General features: G+C 67.2%; 18 protein-coding genes. 8 read left to right on the top strand and 10 right to left on the bottom strand.

What is annotated here, in order from left to right; translation table 11 throughout:
• Positions 1-29: 29 nt before the first annotated feature.
• The 5 genes from ACODTJ_RS18865 to ACODTJ_RS18845 form a co-directional block, all read right to left on the bottom strand.
• A complete protein-coding gene (locus ACODTJ_RS18865) occupies positions 30-416 on the bottom strand; it encodes an ACT domain-containing protein (RefSeq protein WP_454656648.1) in 387 nt (128 codons plus the stop codon).
• A 69-nt stretch (positions 417-485) separates the two neighbouring features.
• Entirely contained in the window at positions 486-1,187 is a 702-nt protein-coding gene (locus ACODTJ_RS18860) for a L,D-transpeptidase (RefSeq protein ID WP_454656649.1), read from the bottom strand.
• A gap of 195 nt (positions 1,188-1,382) precedes the next feature.
• Entirely contained in the window at positions 1,383-1,709 is a 327-nt protein-coding gene (locus ACODTJ_RS18855; protein WP_454656650.1) for a hypothetical protein, read from the bottom strand.
• An 86-nt stretch (positions 1,710-1,795) separates the two neighbouring features.
• A complete protein-coding gene (locus tag ACODTJ_RS18850; RefSeq protein WP_454656651.1) occupies positions 1,796-2,500 on the bottom strand; it encodes a L,D-transpeptidase in 705 nt (234 codons plus the stop codon).
• Between the two features lie 101 nt (positions 2,501-2,601).
• The gene (locus ACODTJ_RS18845; protein WP_454656652.1) at positions 2,602-2,823 is read right to left on the bottom strand and encodes a GDCCVxC domain-containing (seleno)protein; all 222 of its coding nucleotides are present in this window, start codon (positions 2,821-2,823) and stop codon (positions 2,602-2,604) included.
• 222 nt (positions 2,824-3,045) lie between these two features.
• On the opposite strand from ACODTJ_RS18845, the gene ACODTJ_RS18840 reads away from it, so the two are divergent.
• Positions 3,046-4,575: a UxaA family hydrolase gene (locus ACODTJ_RS18840; protein ID WP_488849576.1), complete on the top strand. Its 1,530-nt coding sequence runs from the start codon at positions 3,046-3,048 to the stop codon at positions 4,573-4,575.
• 18 nt (positions 4,576-4,593) lie between these two features.
• Here the strand turns inward: ACODTJ_RS18840 and ACODTJ_RS18835 are convergent, their stop codons facing one another.
• On the bottom strand, positions 4,594-5,568 hold the full coding sequence (locus ACODTJ_RS18835) for a VOC family protein (protein WP_454656654.1): 975 nt from the start codon (positions 5,566-5,568) through the stop codon (positions 4,594-4,596).
• A 210-nt stretch (positions 5,569-5,778) separates the two neighbouring features.
• Here ACODTJ_RS18835 and ACODTJ_RS18830 point away from each other — a divergent pair, with 210 nt between their 5' ends.
• Positions 5,779-6,171: a hypothetical protein gene (locus ACODTJ_RS18830; protein ID WP_454656655.1), complete on the top strand. Its 393-nt coding sequence runs from the start codon at positions 5,779-5,781 to the stop codon at positions 6,169-6,171.
• Positions 6,172-6,303: 132 nt separating this feature from the next.
• Here the strand turns inward: ACODTJ_RS18830 and ACODTJ_RS18825 are convergent, their stop codons facing one another.
• The gene (locus ACODTJ_RS18825; protein ID WP_454656656.1) at positions 6,304-7,488 is read right to left on the bottom strand and encodes an aminotransferase; all 1,185 of its coding nucleotides are present in this window, start codon (positions 7,486-7,488) and stop codon (positions 6,304-6,306) included.
• Positions 7,489-7,594: 106 nt separating this feature from the next.
• Between ACODTJ_RS18825 and ACODTJ_RS18820 the strand changes: the two genes are divergently transcribed.
• Complete coding sequence (locus ACODTJ_RS18820) at positions 7,595-8,350, top strand: SIR2 family NAD-dependent protein deacylase (protein WP_454656657.1); 756 nt, start codon at positions 7,595-7,597, stop codon at positions 8,348-8,350.
• Here the strand turns inward: ACODTJ_RS18820 and ACODTJ_RS18815 are convergent.
• Positions 8,347-8,976, bottom strand: a complete 630-nt coding sequence (locus ACODTJ_RS18815; RefSeq protein WP_454656658.1) for a LysE family translocator — start codon at positions 8,974-8,976, stop codon at positions 8,347-8,349. The genes ACODTJ_RS18820 and ACODTJ_RS18815 overlap by 4 nt on opposite strands.
• 199 nt (positions 8,977-9,175) lie before the next feature.
• Between ACODTJ_RS18815 and ACODTJ_RS18810 the strand changes: the two genes are divergently transcribed.
• Positions 9,176-9,793 (top strand): cold-shock protein, encoded by a 618-nt coding sequence (locus ACODTJ_RS18810; protein WP_454656659.1) that lies wholly within the window; start codon positions 9,176-9,178, stop codon positions 9,791-9,793.
• A 129-nt stretch (positions 9,794-9,922) separates the two neighbouring features.
• Here ACODTJ_RS18810 and ACODTJ_RS18805 read toward each other — a convergent pair whose 3' ends face one another.
• Complete coding sequence (locus ACODTJ_RS18805) at positions 9,923-10,162, bottom strand: hypothetical protein (RefSeq protein ID WP_454656660.1); 240 nt, start codon at positions 10,160-10,162, stop codon at positions 9,923-9,925.
• Positions 10,163-10,183: 21 nt separating this feature from the next.
• Here ACODTJ_RS18805 and ACODTJ_RS18800 point away from each other — a divergent pair, with 21 nt between their 5' ends.
• Positions 10,184-11,059, top strand: coding sequence for an HD-GYP domain-containing protein (locus ACODTJ_RS18800; protein WP_454656661.1), 876 nt, complete (start codon positions 10,184-10,186; stop codon positions 11,057-11,059).
• A gap of 3 nt (positions 11,060-11,062) precedes the next feature.
• Here the strand turns inward: ACODTJ_RS18800 and ACODTJ_RS18795 are convergent, their stop codons facing one another.
• Positions 11,063-11,413 carry a HesB/IscA family protein gene (locus ACODTJ_RS18795; RefSeq protein ID WP_454656662.1) on the bottom strand — a complete coding sequence of 117 codons (351 nt, stop codon included), beginning with the start codon at positions 11,411-11,413 and terminating at the stop codon, positions 11,063-11,065.
• Positions 11,414-11,513: 100 nt separating this feature from the next.
• Between ACODTJ_RS18795 and ACODTJ_RS18790 the strand changes: the two genes are divergently transcribed.
• From ACODTJ_RS18790 to ACODTJ_RS18780, 3 genes are all read left to right on the top strand, one after another.
• Positions 11,514-12,767: a deoxyguanosinetriphosphate triphosphohydrolase gene (locus ACODTJ_RS18790; protein WP_454656663.1), complete on the top strand. Its 1,254-nt coding sequence runs from the start codon at positions 11,514-11,516 to the stop codon at positions 12,765-12,767.
• Between the two features lie 35 nt (positions 12,768-12,802).
• A complete protein-coding gene (gene argS / locus ACODTJ_RS18785; RefSeq protein WP_488849575.1) occupies positions 12,803-14,569 on the top strand; it encodes an arginine--tRNA ligase in 1,767 nt (588 codons plus the stop codon).
• A 101-nt stretch (positions 14,570-14,670) separates the two neighbouring features.
• Positions 14,671-16,248: an SPOR domain-containing protein gene (locus tag ACODTJ_RS18780; protein WP_454656665.1), complete on the top strand. Its 1,578-nt coding sequence runs from the start codon at positions 14,671-14,673 to the stop codon at positions 16,246-16,248.
• Positions 16,249-16,301: the final 53 nt, after the last annotated feature.

The raw sequence follows: 16,301 nt of genomic DNA, 5'->3' as shown, positions 1-16,301 counted from the left end.
GCTGGTTGCATGGGTCGGAACAGCGGCCTCTAAACTTCGAAGACATGGCCTGCCTGCTCGAGCAGACTTCTCGATTGCTCCCAATCGGCATCGGCGACGAGAATGTGCTCGCCGTCGAAGGTGCAGACCACGAAAACACCGATGCCCTGGGTGGACAGTGGTTCGATCAGTGCCTGCACGATTCCGGTCGCGTTGAAGGGGATCGGGCCGAGGCTGCGGAAGCAGCGCCAGTTCCTCTCGGCTTCAACGGCTTCCGGCATTCGCTCCTGCAGGCAGACGAGTGTCAGCTCGTCCTCGGCGCTCATCAGCGCGGAAAAACCGGGGCCATCGAACCAGTTCGGGATGGGAGAGGCGGGGCCGAGCCGTGCAACGCCATAGATGCCGGCAAGGCTGCGCAGTCTCACGGCAACGGACATGCGCTACCCCTCCATGAAGAAGGGCGGCGCTCAGGCGCCGCCCTGTCGATCCGGGTTGATGTACTCGGCTCAGGCCGGAAGAACGACCACCTTCGTCTTGACCGGTGTCTGATCATAGAGATCGATCATGTCCTGGCTGAGCAAGCCGACGCAGCCGCTGGTGATGCCGGAGCCGATCGATTCCTCGTCGCTCGATGCGTAGATCGTGTAGAGTGTATAGCGGCCGTTCTGGTAGAGATGCAGGGTGCGAGCGCCAAGCGGGTTGTCGAGGCCGCCGGGCATGCCGCGCGCGTATTTGGCGGCTTCGGGCTGGCGCTTGATCATTTCCGGCGGCGGCGTCCAGGTCGCCCATTCCGACTTCCGCCCGACATAGGCGTCGCCGTTCCAGCGGAAGCCGTCGCGGCCGACATTGGCGCCGTAGCGAGTAGCGTTGCCGTCGCCCTCGATGCGATAGACATAGTAATTGGCGGGGTCGACGATGATGGTGCCCGGCTCTTCCTTGGTCTCGTAGCGGACGGTGCGGCGCCAGTATTTCCGATCGACCTTGGTGACGTCGGCGGCGGGAATCGCGAATTTCTTGTCCGGCACCGGCCCATAGACCTGCTGCGCCTCGGCGAGGCTCATGCCGTCGGTCGCAGCGCAGCCGCCGAGCCCCAGCGCGCCGAGGCCGGCCGCCGAGCCGACCAGGAACGAGCGGCGATCGACAAGCCCCGACCGGCGCCCGGGCGAAGCCATCTCGCCGGCACCGGCATTCCTACCGTCAATGATCATGATCCGGGATTTCCCATGTCCTGCTGCCCGGCGAGGTCTCGCTCCGGCACACACGCGTTGAACTCGATAGCCGGGCGGAGATTGCCGCCACAGGGCTGGGCTGGCAAGTACCAGCCTTCGTCGTGGGCCTGCTCTGCGCCAAAGGCTTGATGGCGCGGGCGAAAAAAGAGCGACGGTTGCCCGTCGCTCTTGCGATCACCACCAGCCCGGAGGCGGCGGAGGCGGATAATAGCGCGGCGGCGGCGGACCCCAGCCCGGACCGGGGCCATAGCCGTAGCCATAACCGCGCGGCGGACCATAGCCTCGCGGTGGGCCGTAGCCACCACCACGGCCATAGCGCTGCTGGCGCATGGTCTCTTCTATGATCATGTGCCGACGCTCGGCCGCAGCCGACCAGGAATACTCGGCCGGCGCCTTGTCGAGGCGCTCGGCCAGGGCCTGCGGCAGGGCCTCGGAGGCCATAGCCGGTGCGGCGAGCGCGCTCCCGATTGCAATCGCGGCAAAAATCAACAGCTTGCGCATGGCAAACTCCTTTCGATGGCGATCAAACCACGCCGCCCCTCAACGAAACCTGAACCGATCTGTCGGCTGCCGTTCATCTGGCGATGTCACACGGGCAGAACGGTCACCGGCGTGCCGGGTGCGACGCGCGCGTAGAGATGGGCGATGTCCTGATTGATCATCCGGATGCAACCTGAAGAGACATTGGTGCCGACTGTGTAGGGCTCGAATGTGCCATGAATGCGATAGCCGAGATCGCGACCCTCGCCGAAGAGATAGAGCGTGCGGGCGCCGAGCGGGCTTTTCGAGCCACCGCGCACGCCGAGCCCGCGCGGCGTCTGCTCGAGCTGGGCCCTGATCGCGGGATCACGCGCGATCATCTCGGGAGGCGGAACCCAATCGGCCCAGTCGCGCTTCATGTTGATCCGGGCCGCGCCGGACCAGCCGAAGCCCTCACGGCCGACGCCGACGCCGTAGCGCGTCGCGACGCGCGGGGATTCCACGAAATAGAGGTGATAGCCGGCGGGATCGACCACGATCGAGCCCGGCTTCTCGTCGCGCGGAAACTCGACCGTCTGCCTGAGATAGCGGGAATCGATGCGCTGATAGTCGATCGCCATGATCGGGAAGCGCTCGCCGGGATATTCGGTGTAGACCTCAGCATAGTTCGGCCGCGAAAGCGTCCGGGTCGAGAGACCTCGCGGGCTCTGGCCGATCTCGGGCAGGGCGACGATGCTTCGCGAGCCGCATCCGGCCAGGTCCGTTGCCGCGATGGACAGGGCGGGAAAGGTAAACGAGCGGCGCGTCAGCATCGGGTATCTCTCAGGAAGGCCTGAGCCGATACATCGGCTTGGATGGTTACTGTTGCGTGAACCGTGGTTCGGGCGGCCCGGTCCCGGAGCCTCGATCTTGCCTAACTGCAGCAATGCGAGGGCTGCCCGGTCCGCCTGGCTTCCTGGATCGGCGGGCAGGGCATGTCGCCATAGGAGCAGTAGACGCAGCAATCGCCCTGCTTGGGACGGAGAACGGTGTTGCAGCCGGCGCATTCATAGAAGAACTGGCAGGCGTCGGTCGGCATCGTTTCGGTCGCTTGGTGACCGCAATGCGGGCAGGTGAGCGTGGAACGGAGCTGCATGATCACCATCCTGTCGGCCGATGCCTTCTGGATAGTCCAAAGAACCGGACAAGTCTGCACGGAAGCGAAGCCCGCAGCCGGAACGGCATGAGCAGGCAAAGAGGGCAGGTCAGGCCGGAGCACCTGGCCTTCTGATTTGAACCGATTGAAAAGACCGCCGGTTGGGGGCATCTCTAGGGACGTGCGCCGCCGTCGCGGTGCCGAGAGGTTCCGGTTTCCGCCATGCTCGACAAATCCGCGCCGCCCCGCACGCTCAAGCTCAACGCTGCCGACAATGTCGTCGTCGCCGTCGATCCCGTCGATCTCGGCGTGACAGCGGCCGGTGTCGAGGCGCTCAAGCGCATCCCGCGCGGGCACAAGATGGCGATCGTGCCGATCGCGAAGGATCAGCCGATCCGCAAGTTCGGCCAGATCATTGGCTTCGCGACGGCCGATATCGTGCCGGGCGACTGGGTGCACGAGCACAATACCGGCTTCCATGCCTTCGATCGCGACTATGCGTTCGCCGCGGAGGCCAAGCCCGAATTCGTGCTGCCGGTCGAGCAGCAGGCGACCTTCGAGGGCTTCCGCCGGGCCAATGGCAAGGCCGGCACGCGCAACTATGTGGGGATCCTGACCTCGGTGAACTGCTCGGCCTCGGCCGCGCGCTTCATGGCCGAGGAGGTCAAGCGCTCCGGCCTGCTCGCCGACTACCCGAATGTCGACGGCGTGATCGCGCTGACCCATGGCACGGGCTGCGGCATCGACTATAATGGCGAGAGCTTCGAGGTGCTGAAGCGCACGACCTGGGGGTATGCCTGCAATCCGAACATGGCGGCGGTGCTCGTCGTCGGGCTGGGCTGCGAGGGCTTCCAGATCAGCCGCATGAAGGAAGCCTATGGCGTCACCGAGAGCGACGCCTTCCGCACGCTGACGATCCAGGAGACCGGCGGCACGAAGAAGGCGGTCGCCGCCGGCATCGATGCGCTAAAGGTGATGCTGCCGATCGCCAATCGTGCCGTGCGCGAGACGGTGCCGGCCTCCGAGCTGATGCTGGCTTTGCAATGCGGCGGCTCGGACGGCTATTCCGGCATCACCGCCAATCCGGCGCTGGGCGCCGCCGTCGACATCCTCGTCGAGCATGGCGGCACGGCGATCCTCTCCGAGACCCCCGAGATCTACGGTGCCGAGCATCTGCTGACGCGTCGCGCCGCCACCCGCGAGGTCGGCGAGAAGCTCGTCGGCATCATCAAGTGGTGGGAGGATTACACCGAGCGCGCCCGGATGAGCATGAACAACAACCCCTCGCCGGGGAACAAGGCGGGCGGGCTCACCACCATCCTGGAGAAGTCGCTGGGCGCGGCCGCCAAGGGCGGCACCAAGACGCTCTCGGCGGTCTACCATTATGCCGAGCCGGTGAAGGCGAAGGGCTTCGTCTACATGGACACGCCCGGCTACGATCCCGTCGCGGCGACCGGGCAGGTGGCCGGCGGCTCGAACATCCTGGCCTTCACCACCGGGCGCGGCTCGGCCTATGGCTGCAAGCCGACGCCCTCGGTGAAGCTCGCGACCAATACGCCGATCTACGAGAAGATGATCGACGACATGGACATCAATTGCGGCGACGTGCTCGACGGCGTCAGCCTCGAGCAGAAGGGCCGCGAGATCTTCGACAAGCTGCTGAAGATCGCCTCGGGCGAGCGCTCGAAATCCGAAGAGCTCGGCTATGGCGATGCCGAATACGTGCCCTGGCAGATCGGTGCGACGATGTGAGGGCCGGGCAGGGCGAATTCAGCCCTGCAGCAGCCTGACGCGCGTTCCCCAGGGATCGAGGCTCTCGAAGCCTCCGGCGACCGGCGCGGCCGCGAGCTTCGCACCGGCGAGGCGCTCGGCCTGCGCTGCCATCAGTTCCGGCCTTTGCGTCATCAGCGAGAACCAGGCGAGCCCGGTGCCGGCTTCGTCACGCCGTCCGGCGCCGGCGCTGTTCCAGGTGTTGAGCGCGAGATGATGATGGTAGCCGCCTGAAGACAGGAAGCTCGCCGTGTCGCGCCGGCTGGTCGGGGCCAGTCCGAGCAGGTCCTTGTAGAACCTGTCGCCGGCATCGACATCGCCGACGCGCAGATGGATATGCCCGATGCGAAGCCCGTCCGGCGCCTTGGCGTAGTCGGCGATGGCTGTATTCGTCAGCGACAGGATGCCGTCGACATCGAGCCGGTGCGTGCCCATCACCACACGGCCGTTGTCCCAGCGCCAGTTTTCGGCCGGGCGATCGGCATAGACTTCGATGCCGTTGCCCTCGGGGTCGTTGAGATAGACGGCCTCGCTGACGCTGTGGTCGGCGAAGCCGGTCAGCGGGGTCTGGTTGCGCGCGACATGGACCAGCCAGCGCGCGAGGTCCCGCCGGCTCGGCATCAGGAAGGCGATGTGGAAGAGCCCGGCTGCGGTCGGCGGCTCCAGGGCGGCGCCCGGCTTCGGCTCCAGCGTCAGCAGGGCGCCTTCGCTGGTGCCGAGGGTGACGGAGGTGGTACCGCGCGCCAGCACGGCGAGGCCGATGACGTCGCGGTAGTAGCTCGTCATCCGCTCGATATCGCGCACCTTGAGCGCGGCAGCGCCGATCCGGATCGGCGTCTTGCTGGCGAAGCCCGGCCCGGCGGACGGCGCGGCGACGGGGCCGCCCTCGGCGCGAGCGGCGAAGCTGGCGGCGCCTGCGAGCGAAGCCGCACCGGCGAGCTGAAGCAGAAAGCGGCGGGTCTGGGTGCTGTTCATGGGGCGAGACATGTTGCGTGCGTGGCTGTTGTGCTCCTCATGGACGGCAGAGGGCGCCAGCGCATCTCACAAGCGCGTGGGCTGGCTTGCCGGGCGCGTCGGAATTTTCGCCACATGATTGAACCGGACCATTGTGAGCCGCGACCAAGGATGGCTCCGGCGCTGGTTGCCAGCGATCCCGGAGCGCTTCTTCCATCGGTCCGGATTTCCATGAAGACTTTCTTCCTCGTCACCATCCCGCGTGTCCTGCTCGGGGTGATCTTCCTGATCAGCGCCGTCGACGGCTTCTGGTGGCTCGCCACAGGCGCGAACCTGATCCATCCGCCGACCAGCCCGCGCGGCGTCGTCTTCGAGACCGCCTTGCAGGATTCAGGCTTCATCTGGCCCTTCATCAAGGCGATCAACCTGACCGGCGCGCTCAGCCTGATCTCGAATGTCGTGCCGGCCTTCGGGCTGGCGCTGATCGCCCCCGTGATGGCGGTGATCGTGCTGTTCCATGCCACGATCAACCCGCAGGGCCTGCCGGTCGCGGTGATCCTGGTGGTGCTGGGCTCGATGCTGGTCTGGGCCTATCGCGACCGTTACGCGGCGCTGTTCCGGTAAGCCCGGTGTCGCCGGAGCTTTCCCGTCATGGTCGGGCTCCTCCCGACCATCCACGTCTGCGCCAATGCAATCCGTGTTCAAGACGTGGATGCTCGCCACAAGGGCGAGCATGACGGTACAGTTGGCTTCAGGTCAGAGCGAAAACCCCGTCAGCCGCTCGCGCAGCTCTTCGATCCTGTCCGCCGCGACATTGGCGATGGCGATGCGCAGGTGGTTCTGCTGTCCGGGGCCGAAATAGGGACCGGGCAGGGCGAGCACGCCGCAATCCTCGACGAGCCGGCGCGCCACCTCCGCCGCCTTCACGCCCTCGAACGGGTGGGCGACATAGGCGAAATAGGCGCCGGCCGAAAGCACGCGCCAACCGTTCAGCGGCGCCATTGCCTGCCGGAAGAGATCGGCGCGGGCGTTGATCTCGGCGCGGTTGCGCTCGCGCCAGTCGCGGATGCCGTCGATGCCCCAGGTGACCGCCGCCTGCCCGGCCCGGACCGGGCTGATCTGGACGCAGTCCAGCACCTTGCCGATCTGGGCGAGCGCTGGTTCGCCGGCCGTGATCGCGCCGAGGCGCCAACCCGGAATCGCATAGGCCTTCGAGAAGCTGTAGAGGCCGATCACCGAATCCTGCCAGCTCGTTGTCGCGAAGACCTCATGCGGCTTGGCAACATCCGCAGGCAGGAAATCGCGATAGGTCTCGTCGAGCACCAGCCAGATACCCCGCCTTGCGCAGAGCGCGGCGAAGGCGGCGATGGTCTCCGGCGGATAGACCGCGCCGGTCGGGTTGTTGGGGGTGACGAGCACGATGGCGCGCGTGCGGTCGTCGATCAGCGCCTCGGCAGTCGCGACATCCGGCACGAATCCGGCCTCCGGCGCGCAGGGCAGCGGGCGGGCCTCGACGCCGAGCATGGTCAGCGTCATCTCGTGGTTGAAATACCAGGGCGTCGGCAGCAGCACGTTGTCGCCGGCCCGCGCCAGCGCCATCATCGTCACGACATAGGCCTGGTTGCAGCCCGAGGTGATCGCGACCTCGGCCGGCGCGAAGGCTGTGCCGTAGATGCGCGAGATCTCGGCGGCATAGGCCTCGCGCAAGGCCGCATCGCCGGTGATGCCGCCATAGCGCGTGCTGCCGGGCTCGGCCGCGGCCGCTGCGAGCTTCTCGAGCAGGGTCACTGGGGGCGGAGCGCCGGGCACCGCCTGCGAGAGGTCGATGAGCGGGCCGCGGGCTCCGCCATAGGCGCGCGCCCAGCCTTGCGCCTCCGGGATCGGCGGCGTGCCGGTGTCGATGAGATCGGGATTGAGCTGGGCGCTGGCGGTCGTCGGCATGGTGCCTCTGATTTGCGGCGTGCGCGGCTTTCCGTCAATCGCCTTGGAAGCGCAACAAACCCGCGCCATATCTGGGAGACTTCCAATCCAGCGACCGGGCCGACGCATGCAGGATGAAACCGAGGATGCCATCGCCGCGTTGCAGGAACTTCTCGACGAGGCGGACGATATCGTCAGCTTCACCGGCGCCGGCATCTCGACGGAATCGGGCGTTCCGGATTTTCGCACGCCCGGCTCGCCCTGGATGGTCAACAAGCCGATTCCCTACGACGCCTTCGTAGAGAGCCGCGAGGTCCGCATCGAGGCCTGGCGCCGCAAGTTCACGATGGACGATCATTATCGCGGGGCAGCGCCGAACAGCGGCCATCGGGCGCTGGCCCGCCTGGTAGCCGAGGGACACTCGCCCGCCATCGTCACCCAGAACATCGATGGCCTGCACCAGGCTTCGGGCGTGCCTGAGGAGAGGGTGATCGAGCTGCATGGCAACGGCACCTATGCGACCTGCCTGACCTGCGGCTGGCGGCACGAGCTGGCGGCGATCCGGCCCGTCTTTGAGGCCACCGGCGAGCCGCCGGAGTGCATGATCTGCGCCGGGCCGGTGAAATCGGCGACGATCTCCTTCGGGCAGGCGATGCCGCAGGAGGCGATGAAGCGGGCACAGTTACTGGCGCTGGAATGCGACCTCTTTCTCGTCGTCGGCTCGTCGCTGGTGGTCTATCCGGCGGCGACCCTGCCGGTGATCGCCAAGCGGCAGGGTGCGAAGCTCGTCATTCTCAACCGCGAGCCGACGGAGCTCGACCCGATCGCGGACCTTGTCATCCGCGCCGAGAGCGGTGCGGTGCTCGGCGCATTGCGGGCCTAGTCGCGCGAGGCGAGCGCGAGCCTGACCGCCAGTCCACCGAAGACCGCGCCCATCAGCCTTTGCGGCAGGCGCGCGAGAGCCGGCCGGCTGGCCAGCGCCTGGCCGATGCGACTCGCTGCAAGGATGACGATGCCGTTCGTCAGGAAGCCCATGACGTTCAGGATCGTCGCGAGAACGATGACCTGAAGCGCGATCGAGCCCAGTTCCGGCTTCAGGAACTGCGGCAGCAGCGCCAACATGAACAACGCCATCTTCGGATTGAGCAGGTTGGTCCAGAGGCCTTGCAGGAAGATGCGGCGCAGCGGGACGGCGGCGACGCGGCCGGGCGCGAAGAGCGGTGCCTGCGAGCGCAAGGTCGTCCAGGCGAGATAGGCGAGATAGGCCGCGCCGACCCAGCGCAGCACGTCATAGGCCGTGGGCACGAGGATGAAGAGCTGGGACAGGCCGAAGGCCGCGGCGAAGGCCTGGAGGTAGCTGCCTATCGCAATGCCGGCATAGGTGAGGAGGCCGGCCATCCGGCCCTGGCTCAGGCTGCGCGAGGCGATCAGCAGCATGTCGGGGCCGGGCGTGGCCGTGAGAACCGCCGCCGCGGCGGTGAAGAGCGCGAGCGTAGGCAGGTCGAGCATGGCGAATCCCGATGATGTGGCGTTCCGGCATCATGCCACGGGCTTGGTCTCAGCCGTTACGCGTCGGGCGATGAGCTGATCCGCCCGATTGTCCGGGCACCGGATGATGTGGACGAATTTTTCGGGGCTGTATCCTGAATCGGCAGCAATGGTATCGTGACAGCACGAATCAAGCGTTGCGCGTGGGGGTGAGCGGCACATGTCCGACGAATTCGGTGAGAGCGGGCGGCCACCGATGGGTCCCATCCAGTCACTCAATCGCGTCATGCGGCTCGATGGGGCGGGCAGCCACGCGACAGAGGTGCCGGTCGAGGTCATTGGCTACGTCAAGTGGTTCGATGTCTCCAAGGGCTATGGCTTCGTCGTGCCGGAGGCGGGCGGCGCCGATGTGCTCCTCCATGTCACGATCCTGAAGCGTGATGGATTCAATACGATAGCGGAAGGGGCTCGCATCGTGCTCGAAGCCGTCGAGAAGCAGCGGGGCCGCCAGGCGGTGCGCGTGCTCTCGATCGACACGTCCGTTGGCCGCCACCCCTCCGAGATGCCGATGGCGCGCACCAATGTCGCGGTTTCGCCGACGAGCGGGCTGGAGCGCATGGAGGTGAAGTGGTTCAACCGCCTGCGCGGCTTCGGCTTCGTCTCGAAGGGCGAGGGTGCGCCCGATATCTTCGTGCATATGGAGACGCTGCGCCGCTACGGCCTCGTCGAGCTGGTGCCGGGACAGACGGTGCTGGTGCGCTATGGCCCCGGACCGAAGGGGCTGATGGCTGCCGAGATTCATCTCGAGCAGGACGTGGCCGCGACGGCGGCGCACTGAGGCGCGAAGGGAGCGAGGGGGCAGCCGCTCCTTCGGTTTTTCCTGAGCGACGTTGTCTTGCACGGTTTTTATTCGTGATAGGCCCGAGTATTCGCAGCGGGCTTTACGGTTCATCAATCCGCGCGGTTTTCAGATGTTGGCTTCTCTGGAGGCCGCGTCATCGTTCTTCTGCTCAGTGATCACGACGAACGCCGTCAGGCGTTGCAGCGGGTTCTCTCGATCTGGGGGCCGTGCACGGCGCTGTCGCCTGGTGGGGATGTCCCGCATGACGGCGCTGGTCTTCTCGTCGTCGATCTCGACCTGTCCGAACGATTGAGCATCGAGGCGGCTCGTGCGGCGCTCGCGCCGCGCCTGCATGCCGGTTCGCATTGCATCTTCCTGCTCCGCGATATGTCGAGCCGCTGCCAGATTCAGGCCAATGCGCTCGGCGCGACGGATATCCTGCCGGCGGATGTCTCAACGGCCGTGCTGCTCGACAAGGTCGGTCTGCTGCTGGCCCCGTCGGACCAGACCGATGACGCGGCGGCGCTGGGGCGGCGCTTCGTGGCGGCCTCGGCGGCGTTCGCCGATCTGATGGGGGCGGCTGAGACCGGCGTCGGATTGCCGGCGAAGGCGATCGAGGACAGCGTCACCGCGCTCAACCGCGCCGCCGATGGCGGCGATCTCAACGCCTGGCTCGACATGGTGTGGCGGCACGATGATGCCACCTACCAGCATTGCCTGCTCGTTTCCGGCCTGGCGGCGGCCTTCGCGCATCGGCTCGGCTTCCGCGAAGCCGACCGGCGGCTGATCGCCGAGGCGGCGGTCCTGCACGATATCGGCAAGGCCCGGATTCCCCTCGATATCTTGCGCAAGCCTGCGGGCCTGTCGCCGGCGGAACGCGAGGTGATGCGCCGGCATCCGGGCGATGGCCATGGCATGCTGGTCGCGCAAGGGGGCTTCGCGCCGCTGGTCCTCACCGCGGTGCTGTCGCATCACGAATATCTCGACGGCTCGGGCTATCCGCATGGGCTCAGCGGCGGCGACATCCCTGACCCGGTGCGGATCATCACCATTTGCGACGTCTACGCCGCCCTGATCGAGCGGCGCAGCTACAAGCCGCCGATGTCGCCGGGGGATGCCTATGCGGTGCTCGTCGCGATGGGCGGAAAACTCGACCGCGATCTCGTCAGGGTCTTCGGCGAGGTCGTGCTCGATTCCGAGATCGCCCGTCTCGGCCAGTACGGCAAGCCCGTCCTGAAGCGCGCAACCGGGCGCGTCGCCTAAGCCCTAGACAGCGAAGGACGTCCCGCAGCCGCAGGAACTCGTCGCATTCGGATTGGTGATGCGGAAGGACTGGCCGATCAGGTCGTCGACGAAGTCGATCGTGCAGCCTTCGAGCAGGTCGAGCGAGGTTTCGTCGATCAGGACGGTCGCGCCGTCGCGCTCGATGACGAGATCGTCCGCCGCTTTCTCCCGATCGACGTCGAAGATGTACTGGAAGCCGGAGCAGCCGCCGCCGGCGACGCTGACGCGCAGCATCGAGCCCGGCGGCTCCTGCGCCATCACCGAGAGAATTCGTTTGGCGGCATTTGCGGTGACCGCGATGCCGCGCGGGTTGACCGCAAGATCGGTCGACATATTCGGGGCTCCTTGGGCAGATGCGCCTTGCACCCTGGTTACTCGGGAAGGTAATGGCCCGGCAGCGCCTCTACAAGCTCGGGCGCGCGACGGGGCAGCCATGCCGCATCCACAGAACCAGCCTTCCGGCTTTTCCTTCGCGTCCGGCACCGAGCCGGGGGAGCGCTGGCGCGCGCCCTATGCCTGCCGCTCGACGACGAGCCGCGGCCGCCTCGTAGCGGAGCCGGCTTCGGCGACGCGCGGCGAGTTCCAGCGCGACCGCGATCGCATCATCCATTCGACCGCCTTCCGCCGGCTGAAGCACAAGACGCAAGTCTTCGTTTCGCATGAGGGCGACCATTACCGCACGCGCCTGACCCATACGATCGAGGTGGCGCAGATCGCCCGCGCTTTGGCACGCGCACTCGGCCTCGACGAGGATCTGGCCGAAGCGCTGGCGCTGGCGCATGACCTCGGCCACACGCCCTTCGGCCATACCGGCGAGGACGCGCTGGAAGAATGCATGGCCGGGTTCGGCGGCTTCGACCACAACGCCCAGACGCTGCGCATCGTGACGCGGCTGGAACGGCGCTATGCCGATTTCGATGGTCTCAACCTGAGCTGGGAGACGCTGGAGGGCCTCGTCAAGCATAACGGCCCGCTGCTCGACCACGAAGGCAAACCGACGGCGCGCTATGCCAAGAGCGGCATCCCGGTTGCGATCGTCGAGTATCAGGAGCGTCAGGACCTCTGGCTCGACAGCTATGCCTCGGCGGAGGCGCAAGCCGCGGCACTGGCCGACGACATCGCCTACAACGCTCATGATATCGACGACGGGTTGCGGGCCGGGCTGTTCGGGCATGCCGAGCTTCGGGCCGTGCCGTTCCTGGCCGAACTGCTCGACGAGATCGAGTGGCGTCATCCGGGGCTGGAGCGGGCGCGCGCCACCAACGAGCTGGTGCGGCGGGTTATCACGCGCTTCGTCGAAGACGTGATCGCGGAATCGCAGCGGCGCCTGACTGAATTGATGCCCGATGATGCGGATGCGATCCGGCGGGCGGATGCTCCCGTCATCGCCTTCTCGCCGGTGATCGAGAAGGCCGACCGCGATATCAAGGGCTTCCTCTATCCCAACATGTATCGCCACCCGCGCATCGCGCCGATCCGGGCCGATGCGGCGCAGGTCGTGCGCGAGCTGTTCGAGCGCTTCAGCGCCGATCCGGCGGCGATGCCGGAGGAGTGGGCGGCGGGTTGCGATCCTCTCGACGAACACCGCCGCGCCCGGCGAATCGCCGACTATATCGCGGGCATGACGGACTGGTATGCGCTCGACGAGCACCGTCGCCTGTTTGACGCCACCCCCTCGCTGCGATAGGGCCGGGCGGCTTTCCATCCGCAATCGTGGCCGCAATGAACCTGTTCGAGATCTATTCCGCCCGTCTTCACGCTGCGCTCTCGGCTTTGGCCGAGCGAGGCGCGCTTCCGGCCGGCCTCAATCTCGCGCGCGTCGTGGTCGAGCCGACCAAGGACCCGGCCCATGGCGATCTCGCCACCAATGCTGCGATGGTTCTGGCCAAGGATGCCGGCACCAACCCGCGCGCGCTGGCGACGCTGCTGGTCGAGGAGCTGTCCAAGGACCCGGAGATCATCAAGGCGGAGATCGCCGGCCCCGGCTTCATCAACCTGACGCTGCAGCCGGCCGTGTTCACGGCGGTTCTGAAGGCGGCGATCGAGGCTGGGCTGGATTACGGGCGCGGCGCACCAAAGCCCGAGCCGAAGGTCAATGTCGAGTACGTCTCGGCCAACCCGACCGGGCCGATGCATGTCGGCCATGGCCGTGGCGCGGTGTTCGGCGATGCGCTGGCGAGCCTGCTCGCCTTTGCCGGCCATGACGTCACCCGCGAATACTACATCAACGATGCCGGCGCGCAGGTCGATGTGCTCGCCCGCTCCGCCTTCCTGCGCTATCGCGAGGCGCTGGGCGAGGATATCGGCGCGATTCCCGAGGGGCTCTATCCCGGCGATTATCTGGTCTCGGTCGGCAAGGCGCTCGCCGAGCAGTATGGCCCGGCTTTGCGCGACAAGGCCGAATGGGACTGGCTGCCGCTCGTCCGGCAGGCGGCGATCGACGGCATGATGGCGATGATCCGCGACGATCTCGCTGCGCTCGGCGTTGTCCACGAGCTCTTCTTCTCGGAGCGTTCGCTGCAGGGGCGGGACGGCGATACGAATGCCGTGCATCAGACCATCGAGGACCTGCGCGCGCGCGACCTGGTCTATGAGGGCCGTTTGCCGCCGCCGAAGGGCCAGAAGGACGAGGATTGGGAGGACCGCGAGCAGACGCTGTTCCGGGCCACCAAGTTCGGCGACGACGTCGACCGGCCGCTGCTGAAGTCGGATGGCAGCTACACCTATTTCGCCAACGACATCGCCTATCACCGCTCCAAGTTCGTGCGCGGCTTCCCCGAGATGATCGACGTCTGGGGCGCCGACCATGGCGGCTATGTCAAGCGCATGCAGGCGGCCGTGAAGGCGGTGACGAACGGGCAGGGCTCGCTCGACGTCAAGCTCTGCCAGCTCGTGCGCCTGCTGCGGAACGGCGAGCAGGTGCGCATGTCGAAGCGCTCCGGCGATTTCGTCACGCTGCGCGAGGTGATCGACGAGGTCGGCCGCGATGCGGTGCGCTTCATGATGATCTTCCGCAAGAATGACGCGACGCTGGATTTCGATCTCGGCAAGGTCGTCGAGCAGTCGAAGGACAACCCGGTCTTCTACGTCCAGTACGCGCATGCGCGCTGCGCCTCGATCTTCCGGCAGGCCCGCGAGGCGTTCCCGGACCTCGACCTGTCGACGCCGGCGCTGGCCGGGGCCGACCTGTCGATCCTGACCGACGAGGCGGAAGTCGGCATCGTCAAGATGCTCGCATCCTATCCGCGAATCATCGAGGGCGCAGCCGCCGCGCATGAGCCGCATCGCGTCGCCTTCTTCGTCCACGAGCTGGCGAGCGCCTTCCATTCGCTCTGGAACAAGGGCAAAGACTCGCCGCAATTACGGTTCGTTAATCAAACTGATCGAAAGTCGACCTTGGCAAGATTGGCGTTTGTGCACGCGGTGCGCAGCGTCCTTGCTTCCGGTCTGGCTGTCGCCGGAGTTGCGGCGCCGGAAGAGATGCGCTGACGGAAAGGTCTTTCCGGCGGCGCGCACAAGGTCAGGTTGACCGCACAGAGTTCCCGGTTCTTCCATAGGAGGAAGCGGCTTGTGCTGGAATGGATCGTACCATGAGTGAGCCAGCTAGGAACCGTTTTGCGCTCGATCTCGAAGATCTCGAGCGCCAGCTGCGCGGAGCAGGGCAGGCGCCCCGCCCGGGGCAGCAGGCCGACCCGCTTGCGGAGCTGACCCGCATCGTCGGGCAGGACGACCCGCTCAAGGACATCTTCGCCGAGCGGCGCCAGCCGCCGCGCCCTGCGATGCGCCAGGAGCCGAGCTTCGAGGTCGTGCCGCAGCAGCCGGCGCCGGCCGTTCCCGAGGTGAGCCAGCCGCCAGCCGAGATGCGCGGCGCGCTCGACGAGTTCGAGGCGCTGCTGCGTAGTACCCAGCCGCGCCGGGCGGAAGCGCCTGTGCGGGCGCCGACGCCGCCGGCTCCTCAGCCTGACTATCAGCCCGATTTCGACCTGCCCGAGCCGCTGCCCTACGCTCGCCCGGCTGCGATCCAGGGGGCAGCTGCGCCGCGCGATCTCGACGAGGGTGCGCAATACCGCCAGACTCCGGCCGCCTATGCGCATGAAGAGCCGGCCTACGACTATGGTCATACTCATCAGCAGGGCGCTCCGACGCCGGATTATAGCGAAGACGACATGCCCGACCTGGAGCCGCGCCGTTCGCGCAAGGGGCTCTGGGCGGCTGCGGCGGTCATCGCCGTCGGCCTCGTCGGTGTCGGCGCTGCCTTCACCCTGCGCGGCGGCTCGGCCACGAAGGACGGCCAGCCTCCGGTGATCACGGCCGATTCCGGGCCGGTCAAGGTCGCTCCCGCCAATCCGGGCGGCGCCGAAATCCCGAATCAGAACAAGCAGATCTACGAGCGCAGCCCTGACGCCCCCCAGGCGCAGAGCAAGGTCGTGAACAACGAGGAGCAGCCGGTCGACGTCCAGCAGGCCGCCCGCTCAATGCCGCCGCGCGTGGTCATGCCGGGGCCGATCTCCGGTGCGGGTAACGCGCTCGCCGCCGCCCCCACCACGCCCGAGCGCAGCATCATCCCGCCGGAGCCGGCACTGACCCCGATGCCGCCGGTGCCGGGTCTCGGCGAGCCGCGCAAGGTCCGCACCGTCGCGATCCGCCCCGATGGCACGCCGGTGCAGAATCCGGTCGCCATCGACAGCCCGATCGCGACCGGCTCGGCGCCGAGCCGCTCGCTCGCCACCCAGGCGACGAACCCGGCCTCGCAGCGTCCCGCTTCGGCTCCGGTCGCGGCTGCCGCGCCGAAGGTCCAGGAACGCGCCACGACGCCGCCCGCCGCCACCACCCCGGTCGCACCGACGCGTCTCGCCGCCGCTGCTCCGGCTCCCGCGGCCGTGCCGCCGGCCCCGGCGACGGCCGCCGTCCGCGCCGGAACGGGCGATTTCGTGGTGCAGCTCGGCGCCCCCGGCAGCGATGCCGAGGCCCGCGCGACCTTCGCGGCACTTCAGCGCAAGTATCCGCAGCAGCTCGGCGGCCAGGCACCGATCATCCGCAAGACGGAACTGGCGGGCGGCAAGACCGTCTTCCGCCTGCGCGTCGGGCCGTATTCCCGCGAGGACGCGACCTCGATGTGCACGGCGCTCCAGGCGGCCGGCGGACAGTGCTTCATCGCCAAGAACTGATCCGATCGGCCCACGACGAGATCGGACGGCGGTGCCCATCGGGCGCCGCCGTT

This window comes from Allobosea sp. FG18, from assembly GCF_057809495.1.
The sequence above is the reverse complement of the archived record's forward strand: the minus strand, read 5'-3'. Positions and strand labels throughout refer to the sequence as shown.

Bases quoted from the DNA above. Each gene is read 5' to 3' on its own strand.
- ACODTJ_RS18825 (WP_454656656.1), bottom strand. From the start codon at position 7,488: ATGCCGACGACCGCCAGCGCCCAGCTCAATCCCGATCTCATCGACACC.
- ACODTJ_RS18790 (WP_454656663.1), top strand. From the start codon at position 11,514: ATGCCGCATCCACAGAACCAGCCTTCCGGCTTTTCCTTCGCGTCCGGC.
- ACODTJ_RS18820 (WP_454656657.1), top strand. From the start codon at position 7,595: ATGCAGGATGAAACCGAGGATGCCATCGCCGCGTTGCAGGAACTTCTC.
- ACODTJ_RS18795 (WP_454656662.1), bottom strand. From the start codon at position 11,413: ATGTCGACCGATCTTGCGGTCAACCCGCGCGGCATCGCGGTCACCGCA.
- ACODTJ_RS18780 (WP_454656665.1), top strand. From the start codon at position 14,671: ATGAGTGAGCCAGCTAGGAACCGTTTTGCGCTCGATCTCGAAGATCTC.
- ACODTJ_RS18845 (WP_454656652.1), bottom strand. From the start codon at position 2,823: ATGCAGCTCCGTTCCACGCTCACCTGCCCGCATTGCGGTCACCAAGCG.
- ACODTJ_RS18805 (WP_454656660.1), bottom strand. From the start codon at position 10,162: ATGCGAACCGGCATGCAGGCGCGGCGCGAGCGCCGCACGAGCCGCCTC.
- ACODTJ_RS18830 (WP_454656655.1), top strand. From the start codon at position 5,779: ATGAAGACTTTCTTCCTCGTCACCATCCCGCGTGTCCTGCTCGGGGTG.
- ACODTJ_RS18850 (WP_454656651.1), bottom strand. From the start codon at position 2,500: ATGCTGACGCGCCGCTCGTTTACCTTTCCCGCCCTGTCCATCGCGGCA.
- ACODTJ_RS18865 (WP_454656648.1), bottom strand. From the start codon at position 416: ATGTCCGTTGCCGTGAGACTGCGCAGCCTTGCCGGCATCTATGGCGTT.
- ACODTJ_RS18860 (WP_454656649.1), bottom strand. From the start codon at position 1,187: ATGATCATTGACGGTAGGAATGCCGGTGCCGGCGAGATGGCTTCGCCC.
- argS (WP_488849575.1), top strand. From the start codon at position 12,803: ATGAACCTGTTCGAGATCTATTCCGCCCGTCTTCACGCTGCGCTCTCG.
- ACODTJ_RS18815 (WP_454656658.1), bottom strand. From the start codon at position 8,976: ATGCTCGACCTGCCTACGCTCGCGCTCTTCACCGCCGCGGCGGCGGTT.
- ACODTJ_RS18840 (WP_488849576.1), top strand. From the start codon at position 3,046: ATGCTCGACAAATCCGCGCCGCCCCGCACGCTCAAGCTCAACGCTGCC.
- ACODTJ_RS18855 (WP_454656650.1), bottom strand. From the start codon at position 1,709: ATGCGCAAGCTGTTGATTTTTGCCGCGATTGCAATCGGGAGCGCGCTC.
- ACODTJ_RS18810 (WP_454656659.1), top strand. From the start codon at position 9,176: ATGTCCGACGAATTCGGTGAGAGCGGGCGGCCACCGATGGGTCCCATC.
- ACODTJ_RS18835 (WP_454656654.1), bottom strand. From the start codon at position 5,568: ATGAACAGCACCCAGACCCGCCGCTTTCTGCTTCAGCTCGCCGGTGCG.
- ACODTJ_RS18800 (WP_454656661.1), top strand. From the start codon at position 10,184: ATGTCGAGCCGCTGCCAGATTCAGGCCAATGCGCTCGGCGCGACGGAT.